Source organism: Micromonospora sp. NPDC003944, from assembly GCF_053605225.1.
This window is the reverse complement of the sequence record NZ_JBSGIV010000070.1, coordinates 1-23,451: the sequence shown is the minus strand read 5'-3', so window position 1 is coordinate 23,451 and position 23,451 is coordinate 1. Positions and strand designations below refer to the sequence as shown.

Sequence of the window (23,451 nt, the reverse complement as noted above, 5' to 3'; positions counted from 1 at the left end):
CGGCACCCGTCAACGGGTGGGTAGTTCCGGGCCGCCGTCGAGCAGGGGCGCGAGCAGGTCGTCGTACTCCTCGACCCGGGCCAGGACCTCGGCGGCGGTGAACTGGCGGACGGCCGGTCTCCGGCCACGGGCCCCGGCCTCGACCTCGTCCCAGGTCAGTGGCGTCGACACCGACGGCACCGACTGGGCCCGCAGGGAGTACGGCGCCACGGTGGTCTTCGCCGCGTTGTTCTGGCTCCAGTCGATGAAGACCTTGCCCGGTCGGAGGTTCTTCGCCATCTTCGACACGATCAGCTTCGGGTGGGCCTGCTCCAGCTCCTGGGCGATCCGCCGGGCGTAGGCGGAGACGTCGTCCGACGACTGGGTGCCGGCGATCGGGCAGCAGAGCTGCATGCCCTTCTTGCCGGAGGTCTTCGGGTACGACTCGATCCCGTCGTCGGCGAGCCGGTCGCGCATCAGCACCGCCACCGGGCAACACTCGGCGAGCCCTGCCGGCGGCCCCGGGTCCAGGTCGACGACCATCATGTCCGGGTGCTCGCCCACCTTCCACTGCGGCGTGTGCAGCTCCAACGCGGCCAGGTTGGCCAGCCAGACCAGGGTGGGCAGGTCGTCGGCGACCACGTAGTCGATGGTTTCCCGGCCCTTGGTCGACCCGGGCGCGGGCAGGTTCTCCACCCGCACCCAGTCCGGGGTCGCGGCCGGCGTGTTCTTCTCGAAGAACGACTTGTCGTCCACCCCGTTGGGGAAACGGATCCGGGTGACCGGTCGGTCCCGCAGGTGCGGCAGCAGCACCGGGGAGATCCGGGTGTAGTAGTCGATCACCTCGCCCTTGGTGAAGCCGGCCGCCGGGTAGAGCACCTTGTCCAGGTTGGACAGCTCCAGCGCGCGGCCCTCGACGTCCACCCGTAGCCGCTCAGCCGGCATCGTCGACCTCCTCCGGGGGCTTGTCCGGGCGCAGCCGCAGCACCCGGGGAAAGCGCAGCCGACCGTCGGGGGTGCGCTGGCCGTACTTCACCTCCACCACCACCCGGGGTTCTACCCAGATGGCGCCCCTGGCATCCTCGCGCGGCACACCGGGCGCGAACGGTGACGCGCCGGACCGCAGCGGCTCCAACTCGGCGAGGAGCTGCCGCTCGATGGCCGCGCCGATCCCGCCGCCGACCCGGCCGCGGTAGATCAACCGGCCGTCCGGGCCGGGCACACCGACAAGCAGCCCGCCGATCCGGCGCGCACCCGGTCGCCAACCGCCGACGACGAAGTCGCCGGTGACCTCCAGTTTGACCTTCACCCAGTCCGGCGAGCGCACCCCCGGGCGGTAGACGGCCCCGACCCGCTTGGCCATCACCCCCTCCAGACCGTGCTCCCCCGCCGCCTCGTAGGTGGCCGGCCCGTCGGCGAACATGGGCGGCACCGCCCACCGGGGGCCACCGAGCCCGAGCGCGTCAAGGGCTGCCCGGCGGCGCTCGTACGGCAGGCCGGTCAGGTCGTCACCGTCCAGCCGGAGCAGGTCGAAGATCATGTACGTCACCGGCATCACCGCGGCCAGCCGGGCCGCCTTGTTCCGGTCCCGGACGTGCATCCGCTCGGCAAGTGCGGTGAACGACGGCTGCCCGCCCTGGCCGAGCAGCACCACCTCACCGTCGAGCAGCGCGTCGTCGACCTGCTCGGGCAGGGTGGCCAACTCCGGGTACGCGGCGGTGATCTCCACGCCGGAACGGGCATACAGGTGCTGACCGCCACCGGAGATGTCGGCCAGGGCCCGCACGCCGTCCCACTTGAACTCGTACGCCCAGCCGTCACCCGCCGGGAGCGGCCCGGTCATCGCGAGCATCGGCTTGAACGGCGCGCCGGGCACGACCCGACTGTAGTAGCAGGCCGAACACCTCGCGTCCGGTTCTTTCGGATGCGAGCATGGTCGATACCGGGGAAGGGAGCGCAGGATGCGTGCCATCTGGAAGGGAGCCGTGTCGTTCGGGCTCGTCTCGATCGGGGTGAAGCTCTACTCCGCGACTGAGGAGAAGGACATTCGGTTCCACCAGGTGCACCGTGAGGACGGCGGCCGGATCCGCTACAAGCGCACCTGCTCGGTCTGCGGCGAGGAGGTCACCTACGACGACATCGCCAAGGGCTACGACATCGGCGGCGGTGAGATGGTGATCCTCACCGACGAGGACTTCGCCGACCTGCCGCTGACCAGCTCCCGCGCCATCGACGTGCTGGAGTTCGTGCCGGCCGAGCAGGTCGACCCGATCCTCTACAACAAGGCGTACTTCCTCGAGCCGGAGGGCGCGGCCACCAAGCCGTACGTGCTGCTGCGCGACGCGCTCATCGACTCGGAGCGGGTGGCGATCGTCAAGGTGGCGCTGCGCCAGCGGGAGCAACTGGCCACGCTACGGGTCCGCGAGGGTGTGCTGCTGCTCAACACCATGCTCTGGCCGGACGAGATCCGTAACCCGGACTTCGGCTTCCTCGACGAGGACCTCAAGGTGCGCCCGCCGGAGCTGGCCATGGCCAGCTCCCTGATCGACTCGATGACCGGCGAGTTCGAGCCGGACGTCTTCACCGACGACTACCGGGCCGCGTTGCAGGAGGTCATCGACGCCAAGGTGGAGGGTCGGGAGGTCGTCCAGCCGGAGGAGGTCGAGGAGGCCCCGGCCGCTGCGGTGGACCTGATGGCCGCGTTGAAGGCGTCGGTGGAGCGCGCCAAGGCGGCTCGCGGTGAGCAGCCCGCCCGCGGTGGCGGCGGCGGCGAACCGACACCCATCTCCTCGGCCCGGTCCGCCCAGAAGGCGGCGGAGAAGAAGGCCGCCAAGGCCCCCGCGAAGAAGACCGCGGCAAAGAAGACCGCCGAGAAGAAGGCGGCCGAGCCGGCGAAGAAGACCGCCGCCAAGAAGACCGCCGCGAAGAAGGCGGAGCCGGCGAAGAAGACTGCCGCCCGCAAGACCGCACCCCGCAAGAGCGCCTGACCGGTACGGCAGCGACAGCGGTGTCCGCCGCGCCGGGTACGCTCCGCCGGCCGCTGGCGACCCGGAGGAGCCCCCATGTCGTACACCCCTGATCTGGACCGGTTGCTGACGCCCGGTGCCCGCTTCACCGACGAGCACGGCGGGTACCTGATCGAGGTCCACCCGGTGGGCGACATCGTGTTGCCGACCGGCCAGGTGGTGGGGTGCGACCCGCTGGTCTGCCCGGAGGCCGAACCGTTCACGGTCACCGTGCCGCCGGGCCGGCACCCCGCCCGCGCCTGGGTGGCGGTGGTCCTCCGGGAGGACGCCGAGGTGGACCGACGGGTCGCCGCGTTGGAGCTTGTCGTCTCCAGCGAGCCGACGGTCCGCTGGGAGCCGGCCGTCGCGGGTGACCAGGACGTCGCCACCCTCGGCGCGGACGACTACTTCGGGTACGGGGTGGACGCCGGCGTCGGCACCCTCGCCGACCCGACCGCGCTCACCGTCCTTGAGGGCTGGGACGAGGACCGGGTCGAGGAGGTCTTCATCCCGACCGAGCTGCCCTCGTCCCCGGTGCCAGGGCTGATCACCGCCGTGCTGGACGAGGCCAGCGGGGCCAACGTCGTCACCGTGACCAGCGGCTGGGGCGACGGCTGTTACGGCACCTGGATCGGTCGGACCGCCGACGGCCGGGTCACCTCGTTCGTGACCGACTTCATGGTCGTACCGGAATAACCGCCCGGGAACGGTCCGGAACTGTCGCGTTGGGCGATCCGAGGCGTGCGCGGCGGGCACGGTAGGCCGCGGTGCGGGTACCGTGTGCGTCGGCTTTCCCCCCGGCACCGGGTGCCGGCCACACTTCGCAGCAGGGAGTCGACGACGTGAGCGATCGGACGCAGCAGAAGGGCCCGGACCAGAGCCCGGCGACCAAGTCGGGGCGCCGGTTGGCCGCCCAGTTGGCGGCGAAGAAGGCAGCCGACGCGAGGCGGAAGCGCAACGCGTGGATCAGCGGCCTCGCGGCCGTCGCCGTGGTCGGGGTGCTGATCGGCGTCTTCGTGACGATCGGCGGGGGCGACGACAAGCCCAAGACCCAGGCCGACAGCACCCCGTCCGCCTCCGCCCCGGCGCCCGACGAGGCTGGCGCGCCCCCCGCTCCGCAGTTGCCCGAGGGCGCCGACCCGGCACTGGGCACCAAGCCGACGGTGACGCCGGGCACGGGTGACCTCACGAAGCTCGCGGTCACCCCGCTGATCAAGGGCACGGGCCCGGCCGTGAAGAAGGGCCAGAACATCACCACCAACTACGTGGGGGTGTTCTACAAGGACGGCAAGGAGTTCGACTCCTCCTGGAAGAGCGGGCAGCCGGCCACCTTCCCGATCGGCGTCGGTCAGGTCATCCCCGGCTGGGACCAGGGCCTGGTCGGCGTGACCGTGGGCAGCCGGGTGCAGCTCGACATCCCGGGCGAGCTGGCGTACGGCAACGACGAGGCCGCCGGCGGCGGACGTCCGACCGGCCCGCTGCGCTTCGTGGTGGACGTGCTCGCCGCCCAGTGACCTGTCCGGGTCGTCCCGGTTGTCGCCGCGACGCGATGGAGTTGTTCACATGGGGCTTCCGGCCCGTCACCCAGCGGCAGTAGGTTCGGCGTCACCCCGGGCGGTTCACCGCCCGGGGTGAGCATTCCGGAACCGGGGACGCGGAGGTGCATGTGACGGCGCTGGACGAGTCCGGGCGCGCCGCCCGGTCGATGTGGGCGTACTTCGAGCCGGTGCACGCGGTCACCTACCTCCACCCCCGGGCCCGTGCCGCGTACGAGGCGGTGGGGCTGCGCGGTTACTGGCGTGGATACTTCGCGGGTCGGGCCGCGCCGCTGGGCGCCACCGAGGCGGCCCCGGTGGTCGCCGCCTTCTTCAACTTCGCGCCACCGATGGTCACCCGTGCGCTGCCGGCGGTGTGGCGGCTGGCCACCCCACAGGAGGCGCTGCGCGCCCGCCTGACCGGTGCCGTGCAGGCGCTCGCGGAGCTGACCTACGAGCTGCCGGAGTCGCACCTGGTGGAGGCCGCCGACCTACTCGAGCGGGCTGCTGCGGCAGCGCAGACCGCCGGCCGGGTGCTCGGCGCGGCCAACGCGGCACTCCCGGCCGGCGAGTACCCGCTGGCGCGGCTGTGGCAGGCCGCCACCACGCTGCGCGAGCACCGGGGGGACGGGCACGTGGCGGCGCTGGTCGCCGCCGGGCTGGACCCGGTGGAGACGCTGACCGGGCGGGTCGCTCTTGATGGCGCGCCGCCGCAGTACCTGCTTGGCCGGGGCTGGTCGGAGGAGCAGTGGCACGCCGCCCGCGAGCGGCTCATCCAGCGGGGCTGGCTGACCGGGGACGGCGCGGCCACCGAGCACGCCCGGGCCGGGTTCGAGGCCGTCGAGGACGCCACCGACCGGGCCGCCGCGCACCCGTGGCAGGCGCTCGGCCCCGCCGACACGGACCGGCTCCGGGAGCTGCTGGAGCCGATCGCCCGGGCCGGCCACACCCTGCTCCCCGAGGGCAGCCCGCTCGGCCTGCCGGCGTTGCCCGGCTGACCGGGCAGCCGTCGGTCGGGCAGGATGGGCCCGTGACGGATGCGGTGGTCTTCGACCTGGACGGCGTGATCGTGGATTCCGAGCCGGTGTGGGAGGAGGTCCGCCGGGCGTACGTGGCCGAGCACGGCGGGACGTGGCAGCCGGACACCCAACGCCGGTTGATGGGGATGAGCACCGGCGAGTGGGCCCACTACCTCAGCGGCGAGCTGGGGGTCGGCCGCACCGCCGAGCAGGTCGCCGTCGAGGTGGTCGAGGAGATGGCCCGACGCTACCGGGACCACGTACCCCTCATCGACGGCGCCGACGAGGTGGTGCGCCGGCTGGCCGCACGGTGGCCGCTGGGGTTGGCCAGCTCGTCGCCGACCCGGCTGATCGAGGCGGCGCTGACCGCGACCGGCCTGACCGACGCGTTCGGCGCGACCCTCTCCACCGAGCAGACCGAGCGCGGCAAGCCCGCACCGGACGTGTACCTCAGTGTGGCCCAGCGCCTCGGCGTCGACCCGACCCGCTGTGTGGCGGTGGAGGACTCGTCCAACGGGGTGCGCTCGGCTGCGGCGGCGGGGATGCGGGTGGTGGCGGTGCCGCACGGCGCGTACCCGCTCGATCCGGACGCCTCGGGGTTGGCCGTGGTGACGCTGAACGCGATCGGCGAGCTGACCCCGGAGCTGGTGGACGAGCGGGGTTGACCCGGACCGAGCGGGGTAGAGACCACGGATGAAGGCCATCGTGTACGAGCGCGGGGGCGACCCTTCGGTGCTTGGTCTGGTCGACCGTCCGGTGCCGGAACCGGGTGCGGGCGAGGTCCTGGTGCGGATGGCGGTCGCGGGAGTGAACCCGACCGACTGGAAGGCCCGCCGCAACGATCCGCCGGCCGGGTGGCAGATTCCCGGGCAGGACGGCGCGGGGGTGGTCGAGTCGGTCGGCGAGGGGGTCGATCCGGACCTGATCGGTGAGCGGGTGTGGGTCTGGGAGGCCGCCTGGCAGCGGCCGTGGGGCACGACTGCGGAGTACACGCTGGTGCCGGTCCGGCAGGCGGTACGCCTCGGCGACGCCGCGTTCGAGCTGGGCGCCGCCCTGGGCATCCCGTTCCTCACCGCGCACCGCTGTCTGACCGCCGGTGAGTTCATGCCGGACACGCTGCGGGCGGGCGCGCTTGCGGATCACACGGTGCTGGTGCAGGGCGGTGCGGGCGCGGTCGGCAACGCCGCCATCCAGCTCGCCCGTTGGGCCGACGCCACGGTGATCGCCACGGTGAGCAGCGCGGAGAAGGCGCAGCTCGCGGCGGCGGCCGGCGCGTCCTTTGTGATCGACTATCGGGAGCAGGACGTGGTCGAGGAGGTCCACAAGATCGCCCCCGACGGGGTCCACACGATCGTCGAGGTCTCTCCGGCCCGCAACGCCGCGACCGACGTGCAGGTGCTGCGGCACGGCGGTGCGGTCTGCATGTACGCCGACAGCGGCGGCGCCGAGGTGAGCATCCCGATCCGGGCGATGATGGCGCCGAACGCGCGCTGGCAGTTCGTGCTCGTCTACACCGAGCCGAAGGCGGCCAAGGCGCAGGGCGTGAAGGACGTGGCGGCGGCGGCCAGCCAGGGTGGCATCCGGGTGGGCGCGGACGCCGGCCTGCCGCTGCACCACTACCCGCTTGCCGAGGCGGCTGCGGCGCACCAGGCGGTGGAGGACTCGACGGTGGGCAAGGTGCTCATCACCACGAGCGACGCCTGATCGGGTCGCTGACAACCCGATTTCCCCGTCAGCAGGACAGAAGCGAACAACTTTCGCAACAATGACGGTGCGGGTCATCCCGTGTGGAGCGGGCGGCCCCGGCGCGGTGCGAACGCCGGGGCCGCCCCTGGGGAGGGTTGTTCAGGAGTACTCCCGCCCCAACAGGCGACAGTGCCCGGGAAAACGTTACGGGGCTGTCAGCTCCCGGACAGTCAGCTCACCCTCGGCGTACCGCGAACGGACGACCTTCTTGTCGAACTTGCCCACGCTCGTCTTCGGCACCGTGTCGATGAACGCCCAGCGCTCGGGCAACTGCCACCGCGCCACCGACCCAGCCAGGAAGTCCCGCAACTCCTCGGCGGTCACCGAAGCGCCCTCCCGGACCACCACGGTGGCCAGTGGACGTTCGTCCCATCGCTCGTCCGGGACGCCCACCACGCACGCCTCCAGCACCGCCGGGTGGGCCATCAGCGCGTTCTCCAACTCCACCGACGAGATCCACTCGCCCCCGGACTTGATCACGTCCTTGGCGCGGTCGGTGAGCGTGATGTACCCGTCCGGCGAGAGGGTGCCCACGTCACCCGTACGCAGCCAGCCGTCGCGGAACTTCTCCTCGTCCGGGGCGTCGTCACCGACGTACCGCGCGGTCACCCACGGCCCCCGGACCTCCAGCTCGCCCACGGCCTCGCCGTCGGCGGGCATCGGCTCGCCCGACGGGCCGACGATCCGCGCCTGCACGCCCGCCGGCACCCGCCCCTGCGTGTAGCGGTAACGCCACGCCTGCCCCCCGGTCACCCCGGCGGGCGGACGCGAGACCGACCCCAGCGGGGACATCTCGGTCATTCCCCAGGCGTGGATGACGTCGATGCCGTGCCGCTCGTCGAACGCGTGCATCAGCGCCGGCGGGCACGCCGAACCGCCGACGATCACCTCACCGAGCGAGGCGGTGTCCACGTCGTGGGCGTCCAGGTAGGCCAGCAGGTCGGTCCAGATGGTCGGCACCGCGCCAGCCAGGGTGGGCCGCTCGGCGGCGATCATCTCGGCGATCGGCGCGGCCTGGAGGAACCGGTCCGGCATGATCAGCGACGCGCCGGAGAGGAAGGCCGCGTACGGCAGGCCCCACGACATGGCGTGGAACATCGGCACGATCGCCAACTCCCGGTCGGTCGGCCCGAGACCGAAGCCCTCAGGCATGCACACCTGCAACGAGTGCAGGTAGATCGAGCGGTGCGAGTAGGCCACGCCCTTCGGGTTGCCGGTGGTGCCCGAGGTGTAACAGAGCGCCGCGGCGTCGCGCTCGTCTACCTCCGGCCAGTCGTAGGTGTCCGGACGGTCGGCGAGCAACGCGTCCCAGTGGTGCACGGTGAGCCGGTCGCCGGCAGCCGTCACCAGCGGCGCCGGGTCGCCGCCACCGACCACCACGACGTGCCGCACAGTGGTCAGCTCACCGATCACCCGGGCCAGCAGCGGGATGAGCGTGCTGTCGACGAGCACCACCCGGTCCTCGGCGTGGTTGGCGATGTAGACGACCTGGTCGGGGAAGAGCCGGATGTTGAGCGTGTGCAGCACCGCGCCCATGCTCGGCACCGCGAAGTAGGCGACCAGGTGCTCGTTGTTGTTCCACATGAAGGTGGCGACCCGCTCGTCGCCGGTCACCCCACACGCGTCGCGCAGCCCGTGTGCCAGCCGGGCCGCGGCGCGGCCCACCTCGGCGTACGTCATCCGGCGGGGCTCGGCGCCCGTCCAGGTGACCACCTCGGCCGTGCCGTGCACCCCTGCGCCGTGGTCGAGGATCCGGGAGATCTGCAGAGGGGCGTCCATCATCGTGCTACGCATGGGTAACAAGCTAGTGTCGGCGGTCACACGTTGGGAACCCCCGTAAGTTGTCGCAGGTGAGCATCTCCTGGGCCGACTCGTACGTGGGGCAACTGCGGGCAATCGCCGGTGATCGGACGCTGATGTTCGTCGGCGCCCGTGCCGTGGTGAACGACGACGCCGGACGCGTCCTGCTGATCAGACGCTCGGACAACGGCCAGTGGGCCATGCCGGCCGGCGCGATGGAGTTGGGCGAGTCGATCGCCGACTGCGCCGTGCGTGAGGTCCGCGAGGAGACCGGGCTGCGGGCGCTGCGGGTCTGCGCGTTCGCCCTCTACACCGGCCCGGACCGGACGAGCACCAACATGTACGGCCACACGTACCAGGTGTTCACGACGGCGTTCAAGGTGGAGGAGTGGGACGGGCAGTTGGCCCGGGTCACCGACGAGACCACCGACGCGGGCTTCTTCGCCCGCGACCGGTTCCCCGCCCCACTCTCCACCTCGGTCGTCGAGACTCTGGCCGACCTGGACGTCTTCGAGCAGACGAACCGGCTGATCCTGAAGTAGGTCGCCTTTACTGCGGCAGTCGGAGCCCGGCGAAGAACCCTTCCTGGATCCAGTTCGGGTACGAGACCGGCAGCTTGGTGGCCTCGTCCAGCTCGGTGAGGTCCTGCTCGGTCAGGGTGAGGTCGGAGGCGGCGATGTTGTCCACCAACTGGTCCAGCTTGCGCGCGCCGACGACCACGCTTGTCACGGCGGGCCGGGACAGCAGCCAGGCGATCGCGACCCGGGCCGGGCTGACGTCGTGCCGCTCGGCGACACCCTTGAGCACGTCGACCACCCCGAAGGCGTGCTCCGGGTCGAACGGCGTGAAGCTGCTGTAACCGGGCTGGGCGCTGCGCGCGCCGCTGTCGGCGACGGCGCCGTCCCGGCCGACCTTCCCGGAGAGGAAACCACCGGCGAGCGGGCTCCAGACGGTCAGCCCGACGCCCTCGTTGAGCGCCATCGGCACCACGTCGCGCTCGACGTCCCGACCCAGCAGGGAGTAGTACTCCTGCACCGAGACGAACCCGGCCAGCTTCTCCCGGGCGGAGATGCCCAGCGCCTTGGAGATCTGCCAGGCGGCGAAGTTGGCGGCGCCGATGTAGCGGACCTTCCCCTGCCGGACCGCGTCGTCCAGCGCGCGCAGCATCTCCTCCATCGGCGTGATCTGGTCGAAGTTGTGGATCTGGTAGAGGTCGATGTGATCGGTGCCCAGCCGACGCAGGCTGTCCTCCAGGTTCTGCATGATGTGCAGCCGGGAGGTGCCGACGTCGTTCGGGCCGGGGCCGGTCCGGGAGTGCACCTTGGTCGCCAACACGACGTCGCGACGCCGCTTGCCGAGCGCCTTGCCCAGCAGTTCCTCACTCTCGCCGTCGCTGTAGCCGTCCGCGGTGTCGACGAAGTTGACGCCCGCGTCCAGCGCCGTGTCGACGATCCGCTGCGCCTCGGGCAGCGCCAGGCCGCCGAGGGTTCCCCAGAGCGGGTGCCCGCTGCCACCGAAGGTCATCGCGCCGAGCGAGATCTCCGAGACGTACACCCCGGTGTTGCCCAGCAGTCGGTACTTCACGTGTGTTGCTCCTCGTGGTGGGTCGGAGGCCGAGGTCAGGCACTCCGTGGTCACTATGTCGGACACTGTGTCCGGCAGCGAGCGTACGTCGCCCGACCCACCCCCGGCCACCTAGGATTCCGGCTATGCCCTCGATCACCCGCCGCCGCCCGCGCAACCCCGACGGACGTGCGGCCGTCGAAGCGCGGGTGCTGGCGGCCACCGAGCGGCTCCTGAGGGAGGGCGTCCGCTTCACCGACCTCGGCGTGCAACGGATCGCCGCCGAGGCCGGCGTTGCGCGGTCGACCTTCTACACCCACTTCCGGGACAAGACCGAGTTGCTCATGCGCCTCGCCGGCACCATGCGGGAGAGTTCGTTCGACCGCACCGGCGAGTGGAATCCCGGCGGTCCTGGCGATCCGCTGGCGCGGTTGACCGAGGCCTTCGCCGACGTGATCCGGATCTACCGGACATACGCCCCGGTGTTGGCCGCGGTCAGCGAGGTCGCGACCTACGACGAGGCGGTCCGGGAGTACTGGGCGGCCGGGCTGGAGCAGTTCGTGGCCCGCACCGTCGAGCTGCTCCGCGTCGAGCAGCAGGCCGGGCGTACCCCCGCCGACCTGGACGTGGTCATCGCCAGCCGGTTGATCGTGATCGGCGGCGACCGTTTCCTGGCCGACCACGTCAGCACGACCCCGGCCGACGCGGAGACCGACGCGGCGGCCGCCCGGGAGTTGGCCGCGACCTGGTGGTACGGCGCCTACCGCCGGCCCGCCTGACCGCCGACGGCCCCGCCGACGTCGGCCGCCCGGCCGCCCCGGAGCGACCCGGGACGGCCGGTGTCGGGACGTTCAGATCATCGTCTGGGACTTGGCCTCCATGTCGGCGGCGGCCTCGTCCTTCGACTCGCGGGTCAACGGCTTGCCGCCCGGCGCCGGGGCCTCACCGCCGAGCGGGTCCGCCCCACCCGTGGCACCCTGCGGGCCGGCACCCCGCAGCTGGGTGTTGGGCAGCATCAGGGTGACAAGCACCGCCACGATCGCGATCAGGCCGGCGGTCAGGAAGACCATGTCCAGCGCGTCGACGAAGGCGCCCTGGATTGCCGCGCGAACCGGCCCCGGCAGGGCCAGGATGGTGGCCGGGTCGTTGATCGAGATGTTGGTGCCGCCACTCGCCGCCACGGCGGCCTGCTCCTGCGGCGGTAGCTGCGCGATCGCACCGGGCAAGCGGTCGGCGAGCCCGCCGGTCAGCCGGGACGACAGCACCGTGCCGAGGATCGCCACCCCGAACGAACCCCCGAGCGACCGGAAGAAGGTCGCCGAGGAGGTGCCGGCGCCCAGGTCGCGTACGGAGACCGCGTTCTGCACCGCCAGGATCAGCGACTGCATGCACAGACCAAGCCCGATGCCGATCACCACCATGAAGCCGAACGCCACCCAGAGCGAGGTGGCCACCTCCAACTGGGTGAACAGGAACATGCCGGCCAGGAGGGTCGCCGAGCCGGCCACCGGGAACCACTTGTACCGCCCGATCCGGGTCATCGCGCGACCGGTCAGGATCGAGGTGATGATGATGCCGGCCATCATCGGCAGCATCAGCAGACCGCTGCGGGTGGGCGACGCGCCCTTCACGATCTGCAGGTAGAGCGGGATGAAGATGATCGAACCGAACATCACCAGACCGATGATGAGCAGGGCGGAGTTGGCAAGCGCGAAGGTGGCGCTCTTGAACAGCCGCAGCGGCAGGATCGGCTCGGCCACCCGGGCCTCCTGCAGGACGAAGAGCACCCCCAGCACCGCGCCGACGACGAAGAGCGTGATGATCACGCCGGAGCCCCAGGCGTACTCGTTGCCGCCCCAGCTCAGCGCGAGCAGCAGCGCACTCACCCCGGCCACCAGCAGGCCGGCACCGAGCCAGTCGATCGAATGGTCCCGACGTTCGAACGGGATCAGCCGCATCACGTGGTAACAGACGACGATGGCCAGGACCGCGAGCGGCACGTTGATGTAGAAGATCCACCGCCAGTCGGTCTCCGCGAAGTAACCACCCACCAGCGGCCCGGCGACCGACGAGATCCCGAAGACCGCGCCGAACAGGCCCTGGTAACGACCACGCTCCCGGGGTGACACCACGTCCGAGATGATGGTGAACGCGAGCGTCAACAGACCACCGGCACCGAGACCCTGGATACCCCGGGTGACGATCAGCTGGGTCATGTTCTGCGACAACCCGGCCAGCAACGACCCGACCAGGAACGTGCCGATCGAGAAGAGGAAGACCGGCCGACGCCCGTACAGGTCGGCCATCTTGCCGTAGAGCGGCGTCGAGGCGGTCGAGGCGAGCAGGTACGCGGTCACCACCCAGGAGTAGTGGTTGATACCGCCCAGCTCGCCCACGATCGTCGGCAGTGCCGTACCGACGATCGTCTGGTCCAGCGCGGCAAGCAGCATGCCGGTCATCAGGCCCAACATGAGCAGCCGGATCTGCTGACGGTTCAGCACCGGCGCGTCGGAAGCTTCGGTGGTCATGTGCCCTTCTATCCCGACAGCCGGAGAACATGCGCCCCACCGCCCAACCCGATGGCGTTGATCATGAAGTTGTTGCCACCGCGCGCCGGGAACGGCCGAAACAGGTCGGACGGGTTCGTACCGGTCAGTGCCCATCGGAGGCCACCTGACCAGCGGTGGACCGGCCGGCGCGCAGGTTTGTCCGGGAGGCCGCTGGGGACCCGGGGAGGCATGGCAGGAGCAGCAGCGGAACAGCGCCGGCTCGCCACCGTCGTGGAGAGCTGGCTCGGACGCCCAGTCCTGATCGTCGGTGATGCCATGTTGGACGAATGGCGGTTCGCCGAGTCCGACCGGCTCTGCCGGGAGGCGCCCGCCCCGGTCCTCACCCTGCGGCGGCGGATCTCGGCCGCCGGTGGGGCCGCGAACACCGCCGTCAACGTCGCCGCCCTCGGGGGCCGGGCCGTCCTCGTGGCACCTGTCGGCGCCGACGTCGCCGGGGACGAACTGCACGACTGCCTGGACCGCGCGAGTGTCTGGGACCGCACGGTCAACCAACCCGGACGGCCCACCCCGGTCAAACGACGGATGCTCGCCGGTAACCAGATCCTGCTGCGGGAGGACTCCGGCGACCCGGAGGACGCCCTGGACCACGACGGTGTGACCCGGCTGCTCACCGCCCTGAGCTGCGCCACCGAAGAGTTGCGCGCCGCCGCCGGTGGGGAGGCGCCGACCCTGGTGGTCTGCGACTACGGCCTGGGCGCGCTGCCGGCACCGGTCCGCGCGTGGCTGGTCAGCAACCGCGAGCGGTACGCCACTGTCGCGCTGGACGCCCACGACCTGGCCGACTGGCGGGGCCTCGCGCCGACAGTGGTCACCCCCAGCTTCGCCGAGGCGACCCGGCTGTTGGCCCGTGCGGGCGGCACCACCCGGCCGACCGGTGGCACCGAACTGCACCTGGAACACCCGCACGGCGACCCGACCGACGGTCCCTCCGAGATGACCGCGGGCGCCGCCCCGGGCGCGGTACGCGCCGACGACACCACCGCCGCCGAGCCGTCCCGACCCGGACACCCGGGACCGATCGGCGAACCCACCCCGGGGGAGGGACGGGTGGCACTCACCGGCGACGGGCTCAGCGTCACCGGCACCGGCGTCACCGTGAACACCCGGGCCGGTGAGGGCGTCGACCGCGCCGTCCTGGCCGAGTCGCGCCTGGCCGAACTTCGTGCCCACACCGGCGCCGACGTGGTCGCGGTGACCCTGGACACCGAGGGCGCGGTGGTCGGCGGCGCCGACGGGGAGCCCCGACGCAGCCACAGCACCCCGGTGCCGGCGAGCCACGCCGTGGGTGCCGGCGACGCGTACCTGGCGGCCATGACGTTGGCCCTGGCCGCCGACGCGCCGCTGCCGACCGCCGCCCAACTCGCCCAACTCGCGGCCACCATCACCGTCTCGGACACCGGGACCTGCGTGTGCCGGCGGGACGACCTGCTCGCCGCGCTCGACCAGCCGACCGACACCACGGGCCACCCCGCGCTCGTCGGCGGGGACGAGTTGGACACGATCGTCGCCGAACACCGCGAGGCGGGACGGTCGATCGTCTTCACCAACGGCTGCTTCGACGTGCTGCACCGCGGGCACGTGCGCTACCTGGAGCAGGCCCGCGCCTTGGGCGACCTGCTCATCGTGGCGGTCAACTCGGACGGCAGCGTACGACGTCTGAAGGGCCCGGACCGGCCGGTCAACCCGGCCGAGGACCGTGGTGCCCTGCTCGCCGCGCTGGCCTGCGTGGACCACGTGGTGCTCTTCGAGGAGGACTCACCCGCCGCGCTCCTCGAGGCGGTCCGACCGGACGTGTACGTCAAGGGCGGCGACTATCCGCCGGAGCTGGTGCCGGAGGCGCCGCTGGTGCGGCGGCTGGGCGGTCAGGTGCGCACCCTGGGGTACGTGCCGGACCGCTCCACCTCGGCGATCATCGATCGGATCCGTTCGCACAGTCAGGACCCGTCGCCACAGCTGACCGACCGGGAGCCGGACCCGTCGCTGCGCACCCGCACCCAGGCGTCGTGAACCGCCCCCTCGACCTCGGCACCCCGGCGGAGTTCCGCGCCGACCGGCTCGTCGACGTGCTGATTCCGACCCGGAACCGGCCCGCCGAGCTGGCTGTCACCCTGGGCGGGCTCGCCGCCCAGGAGGGGTTGCCCGGTTTCGGGGTGGTCGTCAGCGACCAGTCCGACGGGGATCCGGCGTACGCGCACCCCGCCGCAGCCACCATGGTCCGGGCGCTGCGCCACCGGGGTCACCCGGTGCTGCTGACCCGCCGGCTGCCCCGACGGGGGTTGGCCGAACACCGGGCGTACCTGCTCGCCGCCTCGGCCGCCCGGTACGTCCTCACCCTCGACGACGACATCTGGCTCGAACCGGGGGCACTGCACCGGCTGGTCACCGCGATCGGCGAGCTGGGCTGCGGGTTCGTCGGCAACGGCGTGCACGGGCTCTCGTACGCCGACGACGTGCGGCCGGACTCGCACGGCCACTACGAGGAGTGGGCTGGCTCGCCCACCCCCGAGCGGATCCGGCCCGACACTCCGCAGTGGAACCGGGCCCGGATCCACTCCGCCGCCAACCTGCTGCACATCACCGAGCAGTTGGCGCTGCCGCCGGGCGAGTGGCGGGCGTACAAGGTCTCCTGGATCGGCGGGTGTGTGCTCTACGACCGGGCCAAGCTCGTCGACGCCGGTGGCTTCGACTTCTGGCGTCGCGTACAGGAGAAGCACCAGGGTGAGGACGTGGCCGCCCAGCTCGCCGTGTTGGCCCGCTACGGCGGGGCAGGCATCGTGCCCAGCGGCGCCTACCACCTGGAGTCCCCCACCACGGTCACCGACCGGGACGTGGAGGCGTGGGAGGTCGTCCTCGCCGAGGAGGACACCCCGCAACCGGCCTGAGCGGCGTTACCGGGGCGGAAGCAGCTCCCGGGCGGCCTCCAGCACCTCGGTCACCGGCACGTCGGTGACGAAGGAATCCCGGTGCGGGCACTCGCCGTCGCCCGGCCGGTGCGGGTAGATGCCGGGCGTGCAGTCCACCCCGCAGACCGGGCAGTGCACCGTCCAGGAGCAGATCGGCCGGTGCCGGCCGCGCAACGGGCTCGCCGTGTTGATCAGGTTGCCGACCCAGAAGATGCCCACGGTGGGCGCACCCACCGCGGCGGCCACGTGCAGCGGGCCGGTGTCGTTGGAGACGACGAGGGCGCAGTCCGCGTAGCAACCAAGCAACCCGCCGAGGCTGAGCGTGCCCACGAGCGGTCGTACCGGCACCCCGGCCGCCGCGACCACCCCGTCCACCACCTCCTGCTCGGCGGGCGTGCCGGTGACAAGCACCTCGTACCCGTCCCCGTGCAGCGCCCGGGCCACCTCGGCGAAGCGCTCGGCGGGCCAGCGGCGGCGTGTGTCGGAGGCGCCCGGATGCAGCGCCACCCGGGGCCGGTCGGCCGGGCCGAGCACCCGGGCCGCCTCAGCCCGATCGGCGTCGGTCACCGTCAGCGTCGGCACGATCGTGGTGGCAGGTGCTCCCACAAGTGCCACCACCTCCAGGTAGCGGATCACCTCATGCTGGTAGTAGACGTACCGGAGCCACCGGTCCAGCGGCGGCGCGTCGTCGGCGCGCAGGCCGACAGTCACCCGGGCACCGAGCCGGCTGACCAGCGGGTTGGAGTTGGCGCCGCCACCGTGGATCTGCACCGCCAGGTCGAAGCCCGCACCGGCGGCAGCGGCCAGAAAGTCGTCGATCGACGACTCCGGCTCACCCGGGTCCGGCGTACGGATGCCGGGTGCCGGCGGCACCACGAGCACCCGGTCCACCGGGCCGGGCCGGTCGCGCCAGAGCTTCGCGTGCCACGGCGCGCCGAGCAACACGATCTCCGCCGAGGGGTACGCGGCCCGCAGCGCGTCAAGCGCAGGCAGGGTGAAGATGAAGTCGCCGAGCGCATTGGCGCGCAGCACGGCGATCCGCCGCACGTCGGGAAGGCGCTCGGCGGCCGGGCCGAGCACGGACGAGGTGACCACCCGACCCGCTACGGCCGGTCGATCTCGCCGGCGGTGTCCGGGCGGTGCAACTCCCGGTCCGCAGCGGGATCGGCCGGCATCGGCGTACCCGTGGAGTGGTCGCCGGAGCGCGGCCCGGTGCGGCCCACGGTGATGGTGCGCGGCGCGGGCCGGGTCGCCCGAGGCAGGCGGACCCGGAGCAGGCCGTGGTCCATGACCGCGTCGATGGTGTCCGGGTCGACCCGCGACGGCAGGTTGATCCGGTACTCGAAGCCACGCGTCTCGAAGCCGCCGGGGATGCCGTGGTCGGCGTTGACCTCCGCCTCCGAGCGGGCCCGCACGCACAACTCGCGGTCGTCCAACTCGACCGCGACCTCCTCCGGGGCCACCCCGGGCAGCCGGACGACGACCTCCCAGCCGTCCGAGGTCTCGGTCAACTCGACGTCGGACGCCCCGGCCCGGCCACCGACCAGGCGGCTCAACTCGGCGCGCAGCGACTGCAACTCTCCCATCGGGTCCCAGCCCTGTTGCCGGCTGCCCCGCCAGCCCCGACCGAAGCCACCGGACTGCTGCTCGCTCATCACATCTCTCCGATCCGCTGGGCGGCCGTCGGCGGCCGTAGTGAGCTGGGCGCGTCCAGGCCGGCGTCACTGTCGACGCCCACACCGAGCCGGTCGACCAGCTCGCCACCGAGCCAGGCGCTGATGCCGAGGATCGCCACCGCGACCACCTCGATGGCGATCAGTGCCCCACCGGCGGCTCGGGAATCCGCGTTGAGCCGAACCGCCCACACGGCGGCGAAGAGCAGGATCACCGCGACGTTGGCCCCCGCGTGCAGCAGGCCCACCCGCTTGGCGCGGGTGCCGCTCGGAATCGCCAGCAGGTCGAACGAGCCGGCCGCCGCGGCGAGCAGCCCGCCGATCAGGCCGACGGTGATGTTCCAGTAGGCGACCTCGCCGAGGAAGTCGGGACCACCAACGGTGTCCACCACGTCGAACAGCACCGCCGTGGCCAGCAACGCGACCGGGAACATGACCAGCATCGGATGGACCGGATGGCCCAGTACCTTGAGTCGGCTCTCCATCTCCCGGCCTCCACTGGTCGGCGTCCTGCGAACGGTCACGTGCGGCGGGCGCGTCGGGTGAGCCCGTACCCCCGCCGACCTGGCACAAACCTCGCGCTGGTCACGGCGGCCTAGGCTGACGACCGGTGGCGCCCGCCACCGGATCAACGGCTCAGGGAGGACCAACGTGACGGTGGAGATCACCTCGCACGAGGAGTTACGCGAACTGCTCGGCATGCCGAACGCACGGGCCGCCAACAAGCAACGCACCCGCCTGCACGAGCGGGACCGCGAGTGGCTCGCCGCCTCGCCGTTCTGCCTGGTGGCCACGGCCGGCGCCGACGGTAGCTGCGACGTCTCCCCCAAGGGCGACCCGGCCGGGTTCGCCCTGGTGCTCGACGACAGGACGATCGCGCTGCCCGAGAGGCCGGGCAACAAGCGGGCCGACGGCTACCACAACATCATCGACAACCCGCACGTCGGACTGCTCTTCCTCATCCCCGGGCGGACCGACACGCTGCGGATCAACGGGCGGGCCCGGCTGGTCAGCGACGCGCCGTGGTTCGACGACATGCTGGTCAAGGGGCACCGGCCGGTGCTCGCCGTGGTGGTGGAGATCGAGCAGATCTTCTACCACTGTGCGAAGGCGTTCCTGCGGTCGGCGTTGTGGAAGCCGGAGACCTGGCAGCCCGACGCGCTGCCGACGCGGGCACGCCTGGTCAAGGAGGTCGAAGCGCCCAACGAGAACCTCGAGGACCTGGAACGGTACTACGGCCCGGAGTATGCCACGAAGATCTACGCCTGAGCTGCGCCATCGGGCCGACTCGACTGACCTTCGGCATCCGGCTCGTCGTCACCCCAGCCGGCCGGGTTGCCGAACGACTCCCGGGAGATCCCGGAGCCGGTCTCCGGCCACGAACCGAACCGGTCGTTGTGCAGGTGCGCGAAGAGGTAACACATGCCTTCGCAGTCGGCGTCCGGCAGCGCCATCGCGGGGTCGGCACGAACGGCTTCGTAGTAGGCCCGACCCAGGGCGACGATGAACCCGCGGGCGTAGAGGAAGCCGTCGTCAGACCCGTCGGTCACCTCGTGGATGTCCTCCCGATCGATGTCGTGCAGCTTGCGCTCCACCACCCGGTCGAGATCCGTCAGCTCCGGCCCGGTCAGCTCGGCGGTCAACTGCCCGAGCCGGCCCAGGAAGGCATCGAGCCAGGCGTCGATCGCGTAGGACGGGCCGTCGTCGTCGACGTCATCGCCGTCATCAGCGGCGGGGTCACGCTCGACGAGGGCCTGACGCAGCGCCGAGGGCTCGGCGCCCAACTCGGCCCAGGCCGCCTCGATGAGGGCCCACAGTCGGGCCTCGTCGGCGGGGGTGGGCAGCGTCCCAGGTGCATCGGTGGTCACGGTCACCGCCGGACCATATCGACCGGCACCGACACTTTCGGTTCGCCAGCGACCTGCCCGGCATGATCATCGAGGCCGGCCGCAGGGCTAGCGTTGCCGCCATGAGCGTCGACGGTTGGCTGGCAGACACCCGCACCTCCTACGACACGGTAGCTGTCAGTTACGCGCATCTCGTCCGCGACCTCCTGGCGGACGCACCGTACGAACGGGAGGCCCTCGCCTCGTTCGCGGAGCTGGTGGCCGCCAACGGTGGCGGACCGGTCGCCGACGTCGGCTGCGGGACCGGGCGGATCACCGCCCACCTGCACACGCTCGGCGTCGACGCCTTCGGGATCGACCTCTCGCCCGGGATGATCGCGGTGGCCCGCCGTGATCATCCCGAGCTGAGGTTCGAAATCGGCTCGATGACGGACCTCGACCTGGCCGACGGCTCAGTCGCCGGCCTGGTCGCCTGGTACTCCCTCATCCACGTCCCCGACGACCGGATCGGCGAAGTGTTCGCTCACTTCCGGCGGGTGGTGCGTCCCGGTGGTCCCCTGTTGCTCGGCTTCCACGTGGGCGACGGGACGACCCTCAAGACGGAGGGCTACGGCGGCCACCCGATGAACGTGCACGTCCATCGTCGACAGCCGGCCGAGGTGGCGGCCTGGGTGCGTCAGTACGGGTTCACAGTCGATGCGCAGTCCACAGTCACCTCGGCGGAGAGCCGGCTCGGCGGGGTCGTCGTCGGTCGCCGTGAGGGCTGCGCCACCGACTCCGTCACCACCACGGCCGGGGAACACCTCAGGGGTTGAGGTTCATCGTGGCGCACGGAACCCACTGGCCGACCGGAGAGCCCGGCCGCCGGCCCACCAACCCACACGGCAGCGGGGCCGGCGCGACACCCAGCCGAGGAGCGATGGCGTTGTACGCCAGCCGACCCATCACGTCGTAACCGCCCGGCGTGGGATGCACGCCGCACTCGTCCAGATAGCCCTCGGGAACAGACTGGTAGTCGATCCAGGTCGGTACGCGGTCGCCGTACTCGTCTATCACCCGCATGCTGCGATAGATCGCGTCATTGACCTTGGCTTCGCTCGCCGGCAGCCAGGCAGGGCTCGGGCCCGGTGGCGTCGTGCAGCCAGTGCTGGGGTGCCCGGCGCTGTACTGCACCCAGGACGGGTACATGACGACGTCCGGGTCCAGGTCCAACGCGGTGTCGAAGAGCGCCCGGTAGGTGCGCTCGAAGGCGACGATCTGCGCCTCGCTGGCGGCCGACAGGTTGTTGTTGGTCCCGCAGTTCACCAGGATCAGGTCAGGTTGGTGCGTGGTGACCAGGCTGGCCATCCGCGACGACCAGTAGTTGCAGGTCACGCCGCCGACCGCCGCGACGACGAACTCGTGTGGGACGCAGCTCTGGTCGAGCAGTCGCCCCAGTTCAGCACGGTAACCAGCGGTCGCCGACTCGGTCATCGTCGCGCCCTCGGTGATCGAATCGCCCACGGTCAGGATCTTCGTCGTGGGTCGCCCCGGCACCGGACAGGCCGCAGCGGAGGTCTGCGCGGCGACGGGCTTCTCGGCCGGGATGGGCGAGCCGACCGCCGCGAGAGCGAAGGCGATGGCACCTAGCAGCACGGGACGCAACTTCATGGATTCCCCTTTGCCACCGACACGGCGGCTTGCTCGTCGTTGCCTGGAATCGGCGCTGGGCAGACTAACGAACCGGCGTGGCCGTGGCGCGCCGGTGGTTGTCGGGTTCGCGGGTGCCGGCGGCGGTTTCGTCGACCTCGGAAACGGCGGAAGCCCAGGTCAATGACCTGGGCTTCCGTGCCGAGCCGCCTGACGGAATCGAACCGTCGACCTACGCATTACGAGTGCGTCGCTCTAGCCGACTGAGCTAAGGCGGCAACGATCAGCAAGTGTACGGCACCCCGGCGGCACCGACCGACCGGGATACCTCCACGTACCTACCCGCACCAAGCGGACATCTGGTCGTTTGCCGGACAGCAGATGATCCAGGGCGGGACTACGCTGCGGCGGGTGAGCGACGAACGCGACGATTCCCCCCAGCCCGAGCGTCCTGACCTCCCGCCGGCCGGTGAACGCGTCGCGCACCGGCCGCGCAGCACCGACCCACTGGAGTTGGGCTTCACACCGCGCAAGCCGGTGCCGTGGCTGGCGCCGTTCCTGCTGATAAGCACCGGCATCCGGACGCTGCTCGCCGTGCTCTTCGGGGCGTACCTCGACAAGCGCGAGTTGCAGAACGCGTTCGGCGACGACATCTTCCGCCAGGTCGGGCCGGACGGTGGGCTGTGGCTCGACTACGTGGCCGACCTCGGTGACGGTTTCAACTCCACCTACTCGGTGGCGTACCTGCTGGCGCAGCCGGAACTGACCGTCGACGGGCACCGCCTGCCCCGGGCACAGACCCTGGTGATGGGCGGCGACCAGGTGTACCCGTCGGCGGCCTACGCCGCGTACGAGGACCGTTGCAAGGGGCCCTACCAGGCCGCCCTGCCGGTGGCGCCGGCCGAGAAGCCCACGCTCTTCGCGGTGCCGGGCAACCACGACTGGTACGACGGCCTCACCGCGTTCCTACGGTTGTTCGTCCGCTCCCGGGACCGGAACTTCGCGGGCTGGGCCACCGGGCAGTCCCGGTCGTACTTCGCCGTGGAGTTGCCGGCCGGCTGGTGGTTCCTCGGCGTCGACGACCAGTCCGGCTCCTACCTCGACGACCCGCAGCTTGCCTACTTCGACGAGGTGGCCCGGCGGCTCGGGCCGGAGTCCAAGGTGATCATCGCTGCGCCCTCGCCGACCTGGATCAAGGCCGCCGACGACCCCACCGCGTACGACTCGATCGACTACTTCATCCGTACGATCATCGATCCGACCGGGGCTCGGGTCCGGCTGCTGCTCTCCGGCGACCTGCACCACTACGCCCGATACTCGGGGCCGGACCGGCAGCTGATCACCTGCGGTGGCGGCGGCGCGTACCTCTACCCCACGCACAAGCTGCCGGAGCGCATAGAGGTGCCACCGCGGGACACGCTGGCCCGCAAGGCCAGCTCGGCCCGGCCGTACGACCTGGTGGCCCGCTACCCGGACGCCGCACGGTCCCGCCGCTACGGCTGGGGCATCTTCCCCCGATTGCCGTTCCGCAACCCCGGCTTCACGACGCTGCTCGGCATTCTGCACACGCTGCTGATGCTGGCCATGGCGGGTGCGACGGCGAACTGGGCCGACAGCACCGACCAGCGGCTGTTCAGCGTCCCGCTGGTGCTGATGGTGCTCGTGACGGTGCTGGCGGCGGCCCTGTTCGCCAAGCCGCCGAGCGCGAGCGGCAAGCGCCACGCGCGGCACTGGATCCTGGGCGTGGGCCACGGCGTGGCACAGGTGGCCCTGGCGGCGGCCGGCACGTGGGCGTGGTTGGAGTTGCCGTTCTACGGGTGGCCGTGGCCACTGCCGGCAGCCGCCGCAGCGGTGCTCTACGGCCCGGTCATCGGTCTGGTCGCCAGCCAACTGGTGGCGGCGTACCTCCTGGTGGCCAGCTCGTTCGGGGTGAACGTCAACGAACTCTTCGCCGGCCAGGGCATCGAGGACTCCAAGTCGTTCCTGCGGCTGCGCGTCGACCCGGACGGAACGTTGACCATCTACCCGGTGGGGGTCGACCGGGTCTCCCGCGACTGGCAGGTGAACCCCGACCAGTCCCCCACCCACAGCTGGCTGACCCCCAAATCCCCCCTAACCCCCCACCTAACCGAACCCCCCACAGTCCTCCGCTAAACCCCACCCCCACCCACCCCACCCCCAC

23 protein-coding genes and 1 tRNA gene are annotated in these 23,451 nt (G+C 71.5%); 13 read left to right on the top strand and 11 right to left on the bottom strand.

Annotated elements, in window-relative coordinates:
* Window positions 1-9: 9 nt before the first annotated feature.
* The gene (gene ligD / locus ACWER9_RS26965) at window positions 10-924 is read right to left on the bottom strand and encodes a non-homologous end-joining DNA ligase (protein ID WP_452304473.1); all 915 of its coding nucleotides are present in this window, start codon (window positions 922-924) and stop codon (window positions 10-12) included.
* On the bottom strand, window positions 914-1,855 hold the full coding sequence (gene ligD / locus ACWER9_RS26960) for a non-homologous end-joining DNA ligase (protein ID WP_452304472.1): 942 nt from the start codon (window positions 1,853-1,855) through the stop codon (window positions 914-916). Before ligD (ACWER9_RS26960) ends, ligD (ACWER9_RS26965) begins: the two co-directional genes overlap by 11 nt.
* 85 nt (window positions 1,856-1,940) lie before the next feature.
* On the opposite strand from ligD (ACWER9_RS26960), the gene ku reads away from it, so the two are divergent.
* From ku to ACWER9_RS26930, 6 genes are all read left to right on the top strand, one after another.
* Entirely contained in the window at window positions 1,941-2,966 is a 1,026-nt protein-coding gene (gene ku, locus ACWER9_RS26955; protein ID WP_452304471.1) for a non-homologous end joining protein Ku, read from the top strand.
* A 75-nt stretch (window positions 2,967-3,041) separates the two neighbouring features.
* Entirely contained in the window at window positions 3,042-3,680 is a 639-nt protein-coding gene (locus tag ACWER9_RS26950) for a DUF4241 domain-containing protein (RefSeq protein ID WP_452304470.1), read from the top strand.
* A gap of 146 nt (window positions 3,681-3,826) precedes the next feature.
* Window positions 3,827-4,498, top strand: coding sequence for an FKBP-type peptidyl-prolyl cis-trans isomerase (locus ACWER9_RS26945; protein WP_452304469.1), 672 nt, complete (start codon window positions 3,827-3,829; stop codon window positions 4,496-4,498).
* 191 nt (window positions 4,499-4,689) lie between these two features.
* Window positions 4,690-5,517 (top strand): SCO6745 family protein, encoded by an 828-nt coding sequence (locus tag ACWER9_RS26940; protein WP_452304478.1) that lies wholly within the window; start codon window positions 4,690-4,692, stop codon window positions 5,515-5,517.
* A 32-nt stretch (window positions 5,518-5,549) separates the two neighbouring features.
* Window positions 5,550-6,203, top strand: coding sequence for an HAD family hydrolase (locus tag ACWER9_RS26935; RefSeq protein ID WP_452304468.1), 654 nt, complete (start codon window positions 5,550-5,552; stop codon window positions 6,201-6,203).
* A gap of 28 nt (window positions 6,204-6,231) precedes the next feature.
* Window positions 6,232-7,242, top strand: a complete 1,011-nt coding sequence (locus ACWER9_RS26930; RefSeq protein WP_452304467.1) for an NADPH:quinone reductase — start codon at window positions 6,232-6,234, stop codon at window positions 7,240-7,242.
* 186 nt (window positions 7,243-7,428) lie between these two features.
* On the opposite strand, the gene ACWER9_RS26925 is transcribed toward ACWER9_RS26930, so the two are convergent.
* Window positions 7,429-9,063 (bottom strand): fatty acid--CoA ligase, encoded by a 1,635-nt coding sequence (locus ACWER9_RS26925; RefSeq protein WP_452304477.1) that lies wholly within the window; start codon window positions 9,061-9,063, stop codon window positions 7,429-7,431.
* Between the two features lie 71 nt (window positions 9,064-9,134).
* On the opposite strand from ACWER9_RS26925, the gene ACWER9_RS26920 reads away from it, so the two are divergent.
* The gene (locus ACWER9_RS26920; RefSeq protein ID WP_452304466.1) at window positions 9,135-9,626 is read left to right on the top strand and encodes an NUDIX domain-containing protein; all 492 of its coding nucleotides are present in this window, start codon (window positions 9,135-9,137) and stop codon (window positions 9,624-9,626) included.
* 7 nt (window positions 9,627-9,633) lie between these two features.
* Here the strand turns inward: ACWER9_RS26920 and ACWER9_RS26915 are convergent, their stop codons facing one another.
* Window positions 9,634-10,668, bottom strand: a complete 1,035-nt coding sequence (locus tag ACWER9_RS26915) for an aldo/keto reductase (RefSeq protein ID WP_452304465.1) — start codon at window positions 10,666-10,668, stop codon at window positions 9,634-9,636.
* 125 nt (window positions 10,669-10,793) lie between these two features.
* On the opposite strand from ACWER9_RS26915, the gene ACWER9_RS26910 reads away from it, so the two are divergent.
* The gene (locus ACWER9_RS26910; RefSeq protein ID WP_452304464.1) at window positions 10,794-11,426 is read left to right on the top strand and encodes a TetR/AcrR family transcriptional regulator; all 633 of its coding nucleotides are present in this window, start codon (window positions 10,794-10,796) and stop codon (window positions 11,424-11,426) included.
* Between the two features lie 72 nt (window positions 11,427-11,498).
* Here the strand turns inward: ACWER9_RS26910 and ACWER9_RS26905 are convergent, their stop codons facing one another.
* Entirely contained in the window at window positions 11,499-13,175 is a 1,677-nt protein-coding gene (locus ACWER9_RS26905) for an MDR family MFS transporter (protein WP_452304463.1), read from the bottom strand.
* A 210-nt stretch (window positions 13,176-13,385) separates the two neighbouring features.
* Here ACWER9_RS26905 and rfaE2 point away from each other — a divergent pair, with 210 nt between their 5' ends.
* Window positions 13,386-15,224, top strand: coding sequence for a D-glycero-beta-D-manno-heptose 1-phosphate adenylyltransferase (rfaE2, locus tag ACWER9_RS26900; protein WP_452304462.1), 1,839 nt, complete (start codon window positions 13,386-13,388; stop codon window positions 15,222-15,224).
* Window positions 15,221-16,099, top strand: coding sequence for a glycosyltransferase family 2 protein (locus tag ACWER9_RS26895; protein ID WP_452304461.1), 879 nt, complete (start codon window positions 15,221-15,223; stop codon window positions 16,097-16,099). Before rfaE2 ends, ACWER9_RS26895 begins: the two co-directional genes overlap by 4 nt.
* Window positions 16,100-16,105: 6 nt before the next feature.
* Here the strand turns inward: ACWER9_RS26895 and ACWER9_RS26890 are convergent, their stop codons facing one another.
* From ACWER9_RS26890 to ACWER9_RS26880, 3 genes are read right to left on the bottom strand one after another with little or no spacing between them, the layout of a single operon-like run.
* Complete coding sequence (locus ACWER9_RS26890) at window positions 16,106-17,215, bottom strand: glycosyltransferase family 9 protein (RefSeq protein WP_452304460.1); 1,110 nt, start codon at window positions 17,213-17,215, stop codon at window positions 16,106-16,108.
* Between the two features lie 8 nt (window positions 17,216-17,223).
* The gene (locus ACWER9_RS26885) at window positions 17,224-17,775 is read right to left on the bottom strand and encodes an Hsp20/alpha crystallin family protein (RefSeq protein WP_452304459.1); all 552 of its coding nucleotides are present in this window, start codon (window positions 17,773-17,775) and stop codon (window positions 17,224-17,226) included.
* Complete coding sequence (locus tag ACWER9_RS26880; RefSeq protein WP_452304458.1) at window positions 17,775-18,278, bottom strand: DUF2231 domain-containing protein; 504 nt, start codon at window positions 18,276-18,278, stop codon at window positions 17,775-17,777. The genes ACWER9_RS26885 and ACWER9_RS26880 overlap by 1 nt, the downstream gene beginning before the upstream one ends.
* A 166-nt stretch (window positions 18,279-18,444) precedes the next feature.
* Between ACWER9_RS26880 and ACWER9_RS26875 the strand changes: the two genes are divergently transcribed.
* Entirely contained in the window at window positions 18,445-19,062 is a 618-nt protein-coding gene (locus ACWER9_RS26875; protein WP_452304457.1) for a pyridoxamine 5'-phosphate oxidase family protein, read from the top strand.
* Here ACWER9_RS26875 and ACWER9_RS26870 read toward each other — a convergent pair.
* On the bottom strand, window positions 19,053-19,667 hold the full coding sequence (locus ACWER9_RS26870; RefSeq protein WP_452304456.1) for a DUF4240 domain-containing protein: 615 nt from the start codon (window positions 19,665-19,667) through the stop codon (window positions 19,053-19,055). The two genes, ACWER9_RS26875 and ACWER9_RS26870, sit on opposite strands and share 10 nt — an antisense overlap.
* A gap of 95 nt (window positions 19,668-19,762) precedes the next feature.
* On the opposite strand from ACWER9_RS26870, the gene ACWER9_RS26865 reads away from it, so the two are divergent.
* Window positions 19,763-20,455: a class I SAM-dependent DNA methyltransferase gene (locus tag ACWER9_RS26865; protein ID WP_452304455.1), complete on the top strand. Its 693-nt coding sequence runs from the start codon at window positions 19,763-19,765 to the stop codon at window positions 20,453-20,455.
* Here the strand turns inward: ACWER9_RS26865 and ACWER9_RS26860 are convergent.
* Both ACWER9_RS26860 and ACWER9_RS26855 read right to left on the bottom strand, forming a co-directional pair.
* The gene (locus ACWER9_RS26860) at window positions 20,445-21,290 is read right to left on the bottom strand and encodes an SGNH/GDSL hydrolase family protein (RefSeq protein ID WP_452304454.1); all 846 of its coding nucleotides are present in this window, start codon (window positions 21,288-21,290) and stop codon (window positions 20,445-20,447) included. The genes ACWER9_RS26865 and ACWER9_RS26860 overlap by 11 nt on opposite strands.
* Before the next feature lie 183 nt (window positions 21,291-21,473).
* Window positions 21,474-21,547, bottom strand: a tRNA-Thr gene (locus ACWER9_RS26855).
* 103 nt (window positions 21,548-21,650) lie between these two features.
* Between ACWER9_RS26855 and ACWER9_RS26850 the strand changes: the two genes are divergently transcribed.
* Complete coding sequence (locus ACWER9_RS26850) at window positions 21,651-23,423, top strand: metallophosphoesterase family protein (RefSeq protein ID WP_452304453.1); 1,773 nt, start codon at window positions 21,651-21,653, stop codon at window positions 23,421-23,423.
* Window positions 23,424-23,451 lie beyond the last annotated feature (28 nt).